The organism is Streptomyces cacaoi (genome assembly GCF_006539165.1).
Lineage (GTDB): Bacteria > Actinomycetota > Actinomycetes > Streptomycetales > Streptomycetaceae > Streptomyces > Streptomyces cacaoi.
The window spans coordinates 18,751-31,772 of sequence record NZ_BJMM01000013.1; the positions used below are offsets into that span (position 1 = coordinate 18,751).

The following is a 13,022-nucleotide window of genomic DNA, read 5'->3' on the forward strand; positions in this document are numbered from 1 at the left end:
CCGCCCGGCGGGCGGCCCCGCGCACCGTCGGCGGGCCCGCCTGCAGCGGTTCAGGCCCGCCAGGGAGCGCCTGTGCGGGCGCTCGTGTCGTCGGAGGCGGGCACCGGCGCCGGGGCGCGTCCGAAGCGCCGCTCGATCCACTCGACGCCGAACGCGACCAGCTCCCCCGCCTCGAACAGATGGCACGGGGCCGCGCCCACCCGCCCGCTCAGGCCGGTCCCGTGGTCGAGCGCGTCCCGTGCGATCACGGTGAACGGCCACTCCTCCGCCGGGACGAAGGGCGTGTAGTCGAACCCGCCCTCCTCGGTGTCCACGTCCTCGTAGCCGCGCCAGACGCGCTTCCCGTTCTCGTCCAGCACGGGCACGTCGTAGTGCAGATAGCGCTTCCCCGGCGCCTGGGCGAGCGCCTCGGCGTGGTGGAGGAGGGTGAGCGCGTCCAGTGGGGCGCCCAGCAGCAGGACGCGTCCGCCGGCGGCCACGAGCCTGCCCAGCACGCCCTCCGTCCCGTACGGGTCGTCCCAGGGCTGCGAGGCGGTCAGTTCGGCCGCGCGGGCGCCGAGTGCCGCGAAGCTGTCCGGGTGCCGGGTGCGCAGCGCCCCGGGCGTCAGCCGCAGCGCCTCCGGCAACCGCCCGTTGTCGTGGCTGCCCTCGCTCAACGCCGGGTCGTACGCGGGGTGTTCGGCGAGCACCGCCTCCCGCCACTGCTGCGGCCACTGCGCCAGCTCCCACGGGGGCTGGTCGTTCCAGCCGCTGTAGACCAGCAGGGTGCCCCGCTCCCCCACCGCCTCCCGCAGCGCGTCCACGACGGTGCGCGAGCCGCCGGGCACGTAACCCAGCGCGGACAGCTGCGTGTGGAACATCAGCGTGTCGCCCTCCCGCACGCCCAGGGCGCCCAGTTCGCGCACCAGACGTCCCCGGGTGACGGGGCCGTCCGAGAGAGCCAGCAGTTCTTCCTCGTCCACGGCGACGCCTTCCCTCCGTTTTCCTCCGTCAGCTGACGAGCCGTGCGGCCCGTCCGGGCCCGCACACGTGACAACTAACGGAACGTCCCGGTGGTGCCCCGCTCGCGCGGACGGTCGTCCTCCGGTTCGCCGCCGCCCGTCCCGGGCTTCGGCTTCTTGGGCCACACCGTGTAGCTCAGCGCCCACACGACGCAGACGGCGGACATGACGCCCATCTTGATCTGCCACTCACGGAGCGAGGCGACCTGCCCGTCGTCGCCGATGTACCAGATCGCCAGCTGGAGCAGCACCGCCGCGACGGCACCCGCACCGACCGCCCGCGCCGTCATCCGCCACTCGTGCGCGGCGCGTGCCATGCCGTACCGCGGAGGCTTCGCCGGCCGGGGCGCACCCCGCAGCCGGTGCGCCGCGTGCCCGTCCGCCCACTTGATCATGTAGTGCCCGTGGGTGGCCGTGAACCCGATGTAGACCGCCGCCAGTCCGTGCTTCCAGTCCGGCTCGGCCCCGTTCTTGAGGTCGACGGCGGTGACGACGAGCAGGATCAGCTCCAGCATCGGCTCGGCCAGGAGCACCGCCGCTCCGGTGCGCGGCATCCGCAGCAGATACCGCAGTCCCAGACCGGCCGCGAGCAGCACCCAGAAGCCGACCTCGCACAGGACGATCAGCGTCACGACCATGGAACATCCCTCCGGGAACAGCTGTGCGGACAACCGCCTCCAGCCTGGCCCCCGGCACCGCGCCGCCACGTCGTCGGCCGCGACGATTCCCGGCGGCCCGGAGTGCGACGAAGGATGCAGTCCGCCCGGGCGGCCCCTCGCCCCCGCGAAGGACGAGCACACCGGGGCGGCAGCCGTAGCGTGGGCGGAGCGGCTCGGCCCCCGGCGAGGGCTCGGGACTCCGGCACTCGGGACTCCGGCACTCGGGACTCCGGCTCGGGTCCCGGCAAGGGCTCGGCGCCCGGGTGGGAGCCGGGCGGGATCACCGGCGCGGTCCCGACGGGGGCGCGGGAGCCGGGGCGCGAAGTTTTCCACAGGGCGCCGCCAGTGCGCCCCCGCGCCAGGAGAATGGGAGCCATGACCGCAGTCCAGGCCCGTCCACCCGGCGGGCTCCGTGCCCTCCGCCCGCACCGCGACGACGTGCTCATCGCACTCGGCGGTGCCCTGGGCGGGCTGGTCCTGTGGTGGTTCGGGCTGAGCAGCAATCCGGTCCTGCTGCACGGGCCGCGCTGGCTGGTGCTGCTGCCGCAGGCCGCCATGTGCCTCGCCGTGCTCGGCCGGCGCACCCTCCAGCCGTACGCGCTGCTGCTGGCCCTCGTGGCCCAGCTCACCGACGTACTGCTCGGCTCGCTGCTGAGCACCCTGATCCTGTTCACGGACGTCCTGTACGCGGCCGTCCTCTACGGCTCCCAGCGGCTCGCCCGGGTCTGCCTGTCCGGCTCCGTCGTCTTCACGGCGGTGTTCTCGGTGACGCTGCTGGCGGCCTTCCGCAAACCCGAGCTGCTGCTGATCAGTGCCGCCTGCGCCGGCGTCATGATCGTCCCCACCTCCTCCGGCATGATGATCCGCAACCACCGGGAGGCGGCGGCGGCCGAGCGGCTGCGGGCCGAACAGACCGCGCTGCTCGCCGAGATGGACCGCAAGCAGGCGATCAACGCGGAGCGCGCCCGGATGGCCCGCGAGCTGCACGACGTGGTGGCCAACCACCTCTCCGCGATCGCCATCCACTCCACGGCGGCGCTCTCCCTGCCCGGCCCCGCGCCACCGGGCGACCCGACCCGGGACGCGCTCGGCGTCATCCGGGAGAACAGCGTCCAGGGCCTGGCCGAGATGCGCCGGCTGATCGGCCTGCTGCGGGATTCCGAACGCCGCGACGAGCCCGCGACGGCTCCGTCCCTGGACGGGCTGGACGCCCTCCTGGAGCGTGCCCGGGCCGCGGGCGGCGGTCACCACTTCGCCCTGGAGGACCGCCGTGCGCCCGCGGAACCGCTGCCGGCGCCGGTACAGCTGGCGGCCTACCGGGTGGTCCAGGAAGCCGTCACCAACGCGCTCAAGCACGCCGCCGCGGGCACCGTCACCGTCCTGCTCGACCGGTGCCGCGAGCGCCGCGTCCTGGAGGTCCGGATCACCAGCCCGCTGCCCCGCCCGGCGCCCGGCACGGGAGACGCCGCGGCGCCCCGTGCCCCCGGAGCGGGCGCGGGTCTGATCGGCATGCGCGAACGCGTGGAGCTGCTCGGCGGTGAGCTGGCCGCCGGCCCCGCCGACGGGCCGGACGGCGCCCGCTGCTGGGCGGTGCACGCCGTACTGCCGCTGCCGGACAACGCCGAGGCGGCCGCCCGGAGCCCGTCCGGCCCCGGCACGGACAGGCCCCGCGCCCCCGGGCCCGACCCCTCCCCCGGCACAAACGCCCCCGGCACGGACGGCTCCGGCACGGCAGTCCCGGCCGGGGACGGGCACACGCCGGACGCGCACGAGCCGCCCTCGGGCAGGCACGACGCCCCCGGCGCCCACGAAGCGCCCGCCGGCCCCGGCACGGACGGCCCGAGCAGCACAGAAAGCCCGAGCGGCGCAGAAAGCCCGGGCGGCACGCACGGCAGGAACGGCGCGCGCCACGAGGACGTGAACGGCACGCACGGCAAGTGCGGTGCGGCCGGTCCGGTGGGCGCCGCCCGTCCCGCCGTCGACCCGCACCGCCCATCGAGACGAGGGAGCAGAACCCGTGACCATCCCCGGTGAGGAAAGCCCTCCGCGGGAGCAGCCCGACGCCACGAGAACGGCCGGCCCCCCGGCGGGCCCCGGGCCCGTCCGGGTGCTGGTCGCCGAGGACCAGCAGGCGGTGCGCGCCGGCCTGGTGCTGATCCTGCGGCACGCGGCAGGCATCGAGGTCGCGGGAGAGGCGGGCGACGGCGAGGAGGCGGTGCGGCTCGCACGTGAACTGCGCCCGGATCTGGTGCTGATGGACATCCAGATGCCCCGGCTGGACGGGGTGACGGCCACGGGCCGCATCACCGGTGAGGGCCTCGCCGACGTCCTGGTGCTGACCACCTTCGACCTGGACGAGTACGTGTTCGGCGCGCTGCGCGCCGGGGCGTCCGGCTTCCTGCTGAAGGACAGCGACGCGGCCACGGTGATCGACGCGGTGCGCACCGTCGCCCGGGGTGAGGGCATGCTCGCTCCGGCCGTCACCCGGCGCCTGATCCGGGAGTTCGCCGGCACCGGGCGCCCCGACGACCGAGCGGAGGAGGAACCGCCGGGGCTGGACACCCTGACCAGGCGCGAACGGGAGGTCCTCGGCTGCTTGGGCGAGGGCATGTCCAACGCCACCGTGGCCCGACATCTGCGCATGGCGGAGGCCACGGTGAAGACGCACGTCAGCAGGGTGTTGGCCAAGCTCGGGCTGAGCAGCAGAACGCAGGCGGCCGTGCTGGCGCAGGAGTGGAGCATCCCGGCTCCCTGAGCAGCCCGTGGCCCCGGCGCCGGAGAGCGGACGGGCGGACGGGCCCCGCCGTCGTGGAAGGCCCGACGCGCAAGACCCGGCGTGCCAGGACCGGTCGGGCGAGGACGGACCGCCGAGGAGAGACCGGCGAGGGACGTCCGGCGAGGGAGGCGGTGTGGGCACGCACGGCCCCCGTGCGGACAATTGTGCGGGGCCCGGCCGTACGGACGTACGGCGGTGGCGGCCCGTACGGCCCGCGCCGGAGGACGACTCCGTGGGAGGGCGCGCACGGCCGCCCGACCCGCCGGGCCGCACCGTCCAGCAGGCACACCGCGCAACACGCGGGCACAGCAAGGGAGAAGAGCGCCGTGACGGGCGTGCTCACCGGCTTCGCCGTCATCGCCGCCGTCATCGGCACCGGCTATGTGCTGGGCAGGCTCGGGCTGCTCGGCCCGGGCGGCCGGGACGTGCTCACGAAGCTGGCCTTCCATGTCGCCACCCCCGCCCTGATGTTCGAGACCCTGGCACGGGCGGATCTGTCGCTGCTCGTGTCCGCCCCGCTGGCGGTGACGGCGCTGGCCACCGTCGCCGTCATGGCCGTGTACGCGGTCGTCGGCGTACTGCGGCGCTGGGGCACCGGCTTCACCACCGTGGGCTCGCTGTGCGCGGGCTATGTGAACGCGGGCAACCTCGGTATCCCGGTGGCCGCCTATGTGCTGGGCGATGCCACGCTCGTGGCGCCCGTGCTGCTGTTCCAGCAACTGGTGGTCACACCCATCGCGATGACGGTGCTCGATCTGTCCGGGCCCGGCGGCGAGGCGGGCGCACTGCGCCGGCTCACGGGGCCGCTGCGCAATCCGGTCGTCATCGGCTCGCTCAGCGGGGTGCTGGTGGCCGTCACCGGATGTCCGCTGCCGGAGCCGGTGTGGGAACCGTTCGAGCTGGTGGGCAACATGTCGGTGCCCGCGGTGCTGCTCGCCTTCGGCATATCCCTGCACGGCAGCGCCCTGCCGGGACGGGGCAGCGACCGCGGACCCGTGCTGCTGGCCGTGGCGCTCAAGGTGGCCGGACAGCCGCTGGCCGCGTGGGCGCTGGGCTCGGCCGTCTTCGGGCTGTCGGGCCGGGCGCTGTTCACCGTCGTGGTCACGGCCGCGCTGCCCTCGGCGCAGAACCTCTTCACCTACGCCTCCCGTTATGCCGTGGGCACCCGCCTGGCCCGTGAGGCGATCCTGCTGTCCACCTTCCTGGCGATCCCGGCGCTCGTGCTCATCGCCGCCACCCTCGGCTGAACCAGCGCGGAGCGAACGGGCGTTCAGCCCGCACGGAAGGCCCGGCTCGCTCCCTTTTCCCGCAGGACGTCCGTCCCCTGTTCCGCAGGACACCGGCGGCCGTCCGCTGCCGCGCGGGCGCCCGCATCCGCCGGACGCGGGCGCGCCTCCCGCACGCCTCCGCGGCCGTGACGACGGCACCGGCCGTAACCCGGAGCCCAACCGGCCTCGTTGACAGGGAAGTTCACCCCGGCCGCCCCGGCCCGCGCGGCCCACCGGGCCCCGCGGCGGACGGCCCGCGCCGGCGCCGCCACCGGAGGCCGGGCCCACTCCCGCACGAAGCGAGGTCACGCTGTCATGTCTGCCACGAGCCGCAGCGGGGGCGCCCGCTCCCCGGGCCTCATCCCGCCCCCGACCCGCGCGGACGGCCGACGGGCAGCCCCCGCCCTCGATGTCACCGGTCTGCGCAAGGAGTTCGACGGCAGAACGGTCCTCGACGGCATCGATCTGCACGTCCCGGAAGGAACCGTCTTCTCGCTGCTCGGCCCCAACGGCGCGGGCAAGACGACCACCGTCGCGATCCTCAGCACACTGCTCGCCCCGGACGGCGGCCGGGCCCGCGTCGCCGGCTACGACCTCGTCCGGCAGAGCGAGAGCGTGCGCTCGGTGATCGGCGTCACCGGCCAGTTCGCCGCCGTGGACCCGCTGCTCACCGCCGAGGAGAACCTCCGGCTGATGGCGGACCTCGCGCACCTCGACCGCGCCACCGGCCGCCGCCGCACCGCCGAACTGCTCGACGCCTTCGACCTGACGAAGGCCGCACGCCGCACCGTCGGCACGCTCTCCGGCGGGATGCGCCGCAAACTCGACCTCGCCATGACGCTCGTGGGCGAACCGCGCCTGCTCTTCCTGGACGAGCCCACCACGGGCCTCGACCCGCGCAGCCGCCGCACCGTCTGGGAGACCGTCCGGCGCCTCGTCGACGAACAGCGGGTGACCGTCTTCCTCACCACCCAGTACCTGGAGGAGGCCGATCACCTCGCGGACCGCATCGCCGTCCTGGACCGCGGCCGGATCGTCGCCGAAGGCACGGCCGACGACCTCAAACGCCGGGTCCCCGGCGGCCACATCCGGCTGCACTTCCCCGACCGCGCCGCGCTCCGGGCCGCCGCCGCCCTCCTGGACTCCGGCACCGCCGACCCCGAGGCCCTCACCCTGCGTGTGCCCGGCGACGGCGGCATCCCCGCTCTGCGGGCCGTGCTCGACGTCCTCGGCGAGGCCGCCGTCCCCGCGGACCGGCTCTCCGTGCACACCCCCGACCTGGACGACGTCTTCCTCGCCCTCACCGGCCCCGGCACCCACTCCGAGGAGCACGCCCGATGAGCGCCGCCGCCCTCGCGCTGCGCGACTCCCGCACCATGCTGCGCCGCGTCCTGCTGCACGCGCGCCGCTATCCGAGCCTGTCGCTGTCCGTGCTGATCATGCCGGTGACGATGCTGCTGCTGTTCACCTTCGCCTTCGGCGGCGCGCTCGGCGCGGGCCTCACCGGCGGCAGCGGCCCGGGCTCCGCCGCCGGCTCGGGCGCCGACTACATCGACTACATCGCGCCGGGCATCATGCTGATGGCGGCCACCGCCGGATCCCTGTCGGTCGCGGTCGGCGTCTGCGTCGACATGACCGGAGGCATCGTCAACCGCTTCCGCACCATGTCGATCTCCCGTACCGCGTTCCTGACCGGGCACGTCGTCGGCGCGGTGCTCCAGACGATGGCGGGCGTCGTGCTCGTGACCGTCGTCGCCGTGCTGATCGGCTTCCGGCCCGACGCGAGCCCGCTGGAGTGGCTCGCGGCCCTGGGGCTGCTGACGCTGGTCGCGCTGGCGCTGGCCTGGCTGTCGGCCGGCTTCGGACTCGTCGCCAGGACGGTGGAGTCCGCCAGCAACATGCCGATGCCGCTGCAATTCCTGCCGTTCCTCGGCAGTGCCGTCGTCACCCCGGAGACGATGCCCGCCGGGCTGCGCTGGTTCGCCGAACACCAGCCGTTCACCCCCGTCATCGAGACGCTCCGGGGGCTGCTCACCGGGGACGGCATCGGCACCGACGGGCCGGTGGCGCTCGCCTGGTGCACGGGCCTCGTCCTCGTCGGCCATCTGTGGGCGCGCCGGGCGTTCCACCGCTCCGCCGCCGGGCGCTGACCGCCCCGGCGGCCGTCCCCACAGGGGCCGGGGCGGCCGGACCACCGCCGTACGACGGCGAGCCCCGGGCGGCCGGACGGCTCAGGCGACGTTCACGCGCTGCCCGGGAGGGGCCGCCTCCAGCCAGGCCAGAAAGCCGGTCAACGCGTCCTCGCTGAGCGCCAGTTCGACCCGCTCCCGGGCGGGCCCCACCGCGCAGGCCAGCACGACGGCGTCGGACAGCAGCGCCTGCTCCTCCTCGCCCTGCGGGCCTCTGCGCTCCAGAACGTCGATGGCCCCGCGCACCAGTTGGCGGCGGGGCCTGGGGGCATACGAGAAGACGCGGAACCACTCGATCCGGTCACCGTTGTAGCGGGCGATTCCGTACGCCCAGCCTTTTCCGGTGGGCTCAGCTGCCTCGCCCTCGGAGACCTCCCACCGCAGATTGCAGTCGAACGTCCCGCCGGACCGCTGGATGAGCCGCCTGCGTACCCCGAAGGCGAACAGCCCCACCAGCACCAACAGGACGACCGCGCCGCACAGCAACAGAGCGAGGACCATCTTCACCGACCTCCTCGCTCACTCAGGACCCCGGGCCTCGCGGGTCTCGACAACTGCTTCTCTATGGCTTCAGCCGCGGACGGCCCCGGAACATTCCGGGACCACCCGCGGCTGAGGTGTCGTGATGACGCGCCGCCGTGCGACGGCAGTGCGTCAGCGAACGGCGGTCACCGCTCGCAGCCGGACGCTGGCGCGCTTCTCCGCGTCGTCGTCCGCCTGGGACTTGGCCTGCTCCAGCGCCCGCTCGGCACGCTCGACGTCGATCTCGTCGGTCAGCTCGGCGACCTCGGCGAGCAGCGAGAGCTGGTTCTCCGCGAACGAGATGAAGCCGCCGTGCACGGCGGCGACGACGGTGCCGTCCCCGCTCTCACCACTCGTCCGGATGGTGACCGGGCCGGACTCCAGCACACCGAGCAGCGGCTGGTGGCCGGGCATGACACCGATATCACCCGACGAGGTGCGCGCGACGACCAGGCTGGCCTCGCCCGACCAGACCTTGCGGTCGGCGGCGACCAACTCGACGTGCAGCTCAGCCACTGTGGCTCCTCAGACTGGGATGGAAAAAGGATACGGGGTGCGGAGCGGGGGCGGATACGCGCATCCGCCCCCGCCGGCGGCACGGGGCGCGAAGCCGTCCATGGCTCCGCGCCGGCACGCGCCGGGGCGCGACGTCAGGAGACGCCCAGCTCCTTCGCCTTGGCCTTGAGGTCGTCGAGGCCACCGCACATGAAGAACGCCTGCTCGGGGAAGTGGTCGTACTCGCCGTCGGCGATCGCGTTGAAGGCCGCGATCGACTCGTCCAGCGGAACGTCCGATCCGTCGAGGCCGGTGAACTGCTTCGCCGCGTGGGTGTTCTGCGACAGGAAGCGCTCGATACGGCGGGCGCGGGACACCGTGAGCTTGTCCTCCTCGGACAGCTCGTCGATACCCAGGATGGAGATGATGTCCTGGAGGTCCTTGTACTTCTGGAGGATCCCCTTGACGCGCTCGGCGCAGTTGTAGTGCTCCTGCGAGACGAACCGCGGGTCCAGGATCCGGGAGGTGGAGTCCAGCGGGTCCACCGCCGGGTAGATGCCCTTCTCCGAGATCGGACGCGAGAGCACCGTGGTGGCGTCCAGGTGCGCGAACGTCGTCGCCGGCGCCGGGTCGGTGAGGTCGTCCGCGGGCACGTAGATCGCCTGCATCGAGGTGATGGAGTGGCCACGGGTCGAGGTGATGCGCTCCTGGAGCACACCCATCTCGTCCGCCAGGTTCGGCTGGTAGCCCACCGCGGAGGGCATACGGCCGAGCAGGGTGGAGACCTCGGAACCGGCCTGGGTGAAGCGGAAGATGTTGTCGATGAAGAACAGCACGTCCTGCTTCTGCACATCGCGGAAGTACTCCGCCATGGTCAGACCGGCCAGCGCGACGCGCAGACGCGTCCCCGGGGGCTCGTCCATCTGACCGAAGACCAGCGCGGTCTGCGGGAGAACGCCGGACTCGGCCATCTCCTCGATCAGGTCGTTGCCCTCACGGGTGCGCTCGCCGACGCCCGCGAAGACGGAAACGCCCTCGTGCAGCTTGGCCACACGCATGATCATTTCCTGGATGAGCACGGTCTTGCCGACGCCGGCGCCGCCGAACAGACCGATCTTGCCGCCCTTGACGTACGGGGTCAGCAGGTCGACGACCTTCAGACCCGTCTCGAACATCTCGGTCTTGGACTCGAGCTGGTCGAACTCCGGGGCCTTGCGGTGGATGGACCACCGCTCGGTGACCTCGGACTCGGCCTCCGGCTCGTTCAGGATCCGGCCCAGGGTGTTGAACACCCGGCCCTTGGTGACGTCGCCGACGGGCACGGTGATGCCCTCGCCGGTGTCGGTCACCGGCGCCTGGCGCACCAGGCCGTCGGTCGGCTCCATGGAGATCGCACGGACCACGCCCTCACCGAGGTGCTGGGCGACCTCCAGGGTCAGCGTCTTGCGCTTGCCGTCCTCGGACGGGTCGAGGACCTCGACCGTCAGCGCGTTGTAGATCTCCGGCATGGCGTCGACGGGGAACTCCACGTCGACGACCGGGCCGATGACCCGGGCAACGCGGCCCGTCGCAGCGGCCGTCTCAACTGTGGTGGTCATGGTTAGCGGTCACTCCCCGCGTTAGCGTCAGCCAGCGCGCTCGCCCCACCGACGATCTCGCTGATTTCCTGGGTGATGTCGGCCTGCCGGGCCGCATTCGCAAGCCGCGTCAGCGACTTGATCAGTTCTTCGGCGTTGTCGGTCGCCGACTTCATCGCCCGGCGCGTGGCGGCGTGCTTGGAAGCAGCCGCCTGGAGCAGGGCGTTGTAGATCCGCGACTCGACGTACCGCGGCAGCAGCGCGTCCAGCACGTCCTCGGCCGAGGGCTCGAAGTCGTACAGCGGCAGGACGCCCTTCGCGCCGGCCTCGGCCGCCGCCTGCCCCTCCTCGAAGGTGAGCGGCAGCATCCGGTTCTCCACCGGGGTCTGCGTCATCATCGAGACGAACTCGGTGTAGACGATGTGCAGTTCGTCCACGCCGCCCTCGGACTCGGTGTCCGCGGTGATCGCCTCGATCAACGGCGCCGCGACGGCCTTCGCGTCGGCGTACGTCGGGCTGTCGGTGAAGCCCGTCCACGACTTCTCCACCGGGCGGCCCCGGAAGCCGTAGTAGGACACACCCTTGGAGCCGACGATGAAGCTGACGACCTCCTTGCCCTCCGCGGCGAGCCGGTTGTTCAGCTGCTCGGCCGCCTTGATGGCGTTGGAGTTGTAGCCGCCTGCCAGACCGCGGTCGCTCGTGATGAGCAGCACCGCGGCCCGCGTCGGACGCTCCGCCTCGGTGGTCAGCGGGTGCCGGGCGTCGGACCCCTGCGCGACGGCGCCGACCGCGCGGGTCAGCTCCTTCGCGTAGGGCTCGGAGGCGGCCACCTTGCGCTGTGCCTTGATGATGCGCGAGGCGGCGATCATCTCCATCGCCCTGGTGATCTTCTTGGTCGCGGAGACGGACTTGATCCGCCTCTTGTAGACCCTGAGCTGAGCACCCATGCTCAGCCCTCGCCCAGCAGCTTGCCGTCGGCGGTCTCGAACTGCTTCTTGAACTCGTCGACCGCGTCGCCCAGGGACTGGATCGTGTCGTCCGACATCTTGGCGCCCTCGCGGATGCCCGTCATCAGACCCTGGTGCTCGCGGCGCATGTAGTCCAGCAGCTCGCGCTCGAAGCGGCGGATGTCCTCCACCGGCACGTCGTCCATCTTGCCGTTGGTGCCCGACCAGATGGAGACGACCTGCTCCTCGGTGGCGAACGGTGCGTACTGCGCCTGCTTCAGCAGCTCCGTCATCCGCTTACCGCGCTCCAGCGCCGCCTTCGAGGCGTCGTCCAGGTCGGAACCGAAGGCGGCGAACGCCTCCAGCTCGCGGTACTGCGCCAGGTCCACCCGGAGCGAACCGGTGATCTGCCGCACGGCCCGGTGCTGGGCCGAACCACCCACACGGGAGACGGAGATACCGACGTTCAGCGCCGGGCGCTGGCCCGCGTTGAACAGGTCGGACTCCAGGAAGCACTGGCCGTCGGTGATGGAGATGACGTTGGTCGGAATGAACGCCGAGACGTCGTTCGCCTTCGTCTCGACGATCGGCAGACCCGTCATCGAGCCCTTGCCCATGTCGTCCGACAGCTTCGCGCAGCGCTCCAGCAGCCGGGAGTGCAGGTAGAAGACGTCGCCGGGGTAGGCCTCGCGGCCCGGCGGACGGCGCAGCAGCAGGGACACGGCGCGGTAGGCGTCGGCCTGCTTCGAGAGGTCGTCGAAGACGACCAGGACGTGCTTGCCCTGGTACATCCAGTGCTGGCCGATCGCCGAACCGGTGTACGGGGCGATGTACTTGAAGCCGGCCGGGTCGGACGCGGGGGCGGCGACGATCGTCGTGTACTCCAGGGCGCCGGCCTCCTCCAGCGCGCCGCGCACGGACGCGATGGTGGAGCCCTTCTGGCCGACGGCGACGTAGATGCAGCGCACCTGCTTGTCCGGGTCGCCCGAGCGCCAGTTGTCGCGCTGGTTGATGATCGTGTCGATGCCGAGCGCGGTCTTGCCGGTCTGCCGGTCACCGATGATCAGCTGACGCTGGCCGCGGCCGATCGGCGTCATGGTGTCGACGGCCTTGTAGCCCGTCTCCATCGGCTCGTGGACGGACTTGCGCTGCATGACCGTGGGGGCCTGGAGCTCCAGCGCGCGACGGCCCTCGGCCTCGATGTCACCGAGCCCGTCGACGGGGTTGCCCAGCGGGTCCACGACACGGCCGAGGTAGCCGTCCCCGACAGGGACCGACAGCACCTCGCCGGTGCGCTGAACCGGCTGGCCCTCCTCGATGCCGCTGAACTCACCGAGGACGACCGCGCCGATCTCGCGCTCCTCCAGGTTGAGGGCGAGGCCGAGAGTGCCGTCCTCGAACTTCAGCAGCTCATTCGCCATGGTCGAGGGCAGCCCCTCCACCTTCGCGATGCCATCGCTGGCAGCGCTGACCGTACCGACCTCTTCGCGCGAGGCCGCGTCCGGCGTGTACGACTGGACAAAGTTCTCCAGCGCGTCCCGGATCTCATCCGGCCGGATCGTGAGCTCCGCCATCTGGGTTCCCTGCT

At 72.6% G+C, this 13,022-nt stretch carries 12 protein-coding genes; 5 read left to right on the forward strand and 7 right to left on the reverse strand.

What is annotated here, in order from left to right; translation table 11 throughout:
• Positions 1-50 precede the first annotated feature (50 nt).
• Together aac(3) and SCA03_RS14850 are read right to left on the reverse strand one after the other, a co-directional pair.
• Complete coding sequence (gene aac(3) / locus SCA03_RS14845; protein ID WP_078872784.1) at positions 51-962, reverse strand: aminoglycoside 3-N-acetyltransferase; 912 nt, start codon at positions 960-962, stop codon at positions 51-53.
• A gap of 74 nt (positions 963-1,036) precedes the next feature.
• Complete coding sequence (locus tag SCA03_RS14850) at positions 1,037-1,639, reverse strand: hypothetical protein (RefSeq protein ID WP_030876044.1); 603 nt, start codon at positions 1,637-1,639, stop codon at positions 1,037-1,039.
• 396 nt (positions 1,640-2,035) lie between these two features.
• Here SCA03_RS14850 and SCA03_RS14855 point away from each other — a divergent pair, with 396 nt between their 5' ends.
• The 5 genes from SCA03_RS14855 to SCA03_RS14875 all read left to right on the forward strand — a co-directional run bounded on the left by SCA03_RS14855 (position 2,036) and on the right by SCA03_RS14875 (position 7,854).
• Positions 2,036-3,694 carry a sensor histidine kinase gene (locus tag SCA03_RS14855; protein ID WP_141275439.1) on the forward strand — a complete coding sequence of 553 codons (1,659 nt, stop codon included), beginning with the start codon at positions 2,036-2,038 and terminating at the stop codon, positions 3,692-3,694.
• A gap of 73 nt (positions 3,695-3,767) precedes the next feature.
• Positions 3,768-4,415, forward strand: a complete 648-nt coding sequence (locus SCA03_RS14860) for a response regulator (protein WP_230988717.1) — start codon at positions 3,768-3,770, stop codon at positions 4,413-4,415.
• 347 nt (positions 4,416-4,762) lie between these two features.
• Entirely contained in the window at positions 4,763-5,683 is a 921-nt protein-coding gene (locus tag SCA03_RS14865; RefSeq protein WP_086818281.1) for an AEC family transporter, read from the forward strand.
• Between the two features lie 336 nt (positions 5,684-6,019).
• On the forward strand, positions 6,020-7,045 hold the full coding sequence (locus SCA03_RS14870) for an ATP-binding cassette domain-containing protein (protein WP_141275440.1): 1,026 nt from the start codon (positions 6,020-6,022) through the stop codon (positions 7,043-7,045).
• Entirely contained in the window at positions 7,042-7,854 is an 813-nt protein-coding gene (locus SCA03_RS14875) for an ABC transporter permease (RefSeq protein WP_141275441.1), read from the forward strand. The genes SCA03_RS14870 and SCA03_RS14875 overlap by 4 nt, the downstream gene beginning before the upstream one ends.
• 81 nt (positions 7,855-7,935) lie before the next feature.
• Here the strand turns inward: SCA03_RS14875 and SCA03_RS14880 are convergent, their stop codons facing one another.
• The 5 genes from SCA03_RS14880 to atpA all read right to left on the reverse strand — a co-directional run bounded on the left by SCA03_RS14880 (position 7,936) and on the right by atpA (position 13,008).
• The gene (locus SCA03_RS14880) at positions 7,936-8,394 is read right to left on the reverse strand and encodes a DUF2550 domain-containing protein (RefSeq protein ID WP_030876059.1); all 459 of its coding nucleotides are present in this window, start codon (positions 8,392-8,394) and stop codon (positions 7,936-7,938) included.
• Positions 8,395-8,547: 153 nt separating this feature from the next.
• On the reverse strand, positions 8,548-8,931 hold the full coding sequence (locus SCA03_RS14885) for a F0F1 ATP synthase subunit epsilon (protein WP_030876061.1): 384 nt from the start codon (positions 8,929-8,931) through the stop codon (positions 8,548-8,550).
• Between the two features lie 134 nt (positions 8,932-9,065).
• Positions 9,066-10,508, reverse strand: coding sequence for a F0F1 ATP synthase subunit beta (atpD, locus tag SCA03_RS14890; RefSeq protein ID WP_030876063.1), 1,443 nt, complete (start codon positions 10,506-10,508; stop codon positions 9,066-9,068).
• Positions 10,509-10,510: 2 nt separating this feature from the next.
• The gene (locus SCA03_RS14895) at positions 10,511-11,434 is read right to left on the reverse strand and encodes a F0F1 ATP synthase subunit gamma (RefSeq protein WP_030876066.1); all 924 of its coding nucleotides are present in this window, start codon (positions 11,432-11,434) and stop codon (positions 10,511-10,513) included.
• 2 nt (positions 11,435-11,436) lie between these two features.
• Positions 11,437-13,008: a F0F1 ATP synthase subunit alpha gene (atpA, locus tag SCA03_RS14900; RefSeq protein ID WP_030876068.1), complete on the reverse strand. Its 1,572-nt coding sequence runs from the start codon at positions 13,006-13,008 to the stop codon at positions 11,437-11,439.
• Positions 13,009-13,022 lie beyond the last annotated feature (14 nt).

What these genes read in the sequence shown, in the direction of transcription:
- SCA03_RS14850 (WP_030876044.1), bottom strand. Translation starts at nt 1,639, where the DNA reads ATGGTCGTGACGCTGATCGTCCTGTGCGAGGTCGGCTTCTGGGTGCTG.
- SCA03_RS14855 (WP_141275439.1), top strand. Translation starts at nt 2,036, where the DNA reads ATGACCGCAGTCCAGGCCCGTCCACCCGGCGGGCTCCGTGCCCTCCGC.
- SCA03_RS14870 (WP_141275440.1), top strand. Translation starts at nt 6,020, where the DNA reads ATGTCTGCCACGAGCCGCAGCGGGGGCGCCCGCTCCCCGGGCCTCATC.
- SCA03_RS14875 (WP_141275441.1), top strand. Translation starts at nt 7,042, where the DNA reads ATGAGCGCCGCCGCCCTCGCGCTGCGCGACTCCCGCACCATGCTGCGC.
- SCA03_RS14880 (WP_030876059.1), bottom strand. Translation starts at nt 8,394, where the DNA reads ATGGTCCTCGCTCTGTTGCTGTGCGGCGCGGTCGTCCTGTTGGTGCTG.
- atpD (WP_030876063.1), bottom strand. Translation starts at nt 10,508, where the DNA reads ATGACCACCACAGTTGAGACGGCCGCTGCGACGGGCCGCGTTGCCCGG.
- SCA03_RS14895 (WP_030876066.1), bottom strand. Translation starts at nt 11,434, where the DNA reads ATGGGTGCTCAGCTCAGGGTCTACAAGAGGCGGATCAAGTCCGTCTCC.
- atpA (WP_030876068.1), bottom strand. Translation starts at nt 13,008, where the DNA reads ATGGCGGAGCTCACGATCCGGCCGGATGAGATCCGGGACGCGCTGGAG.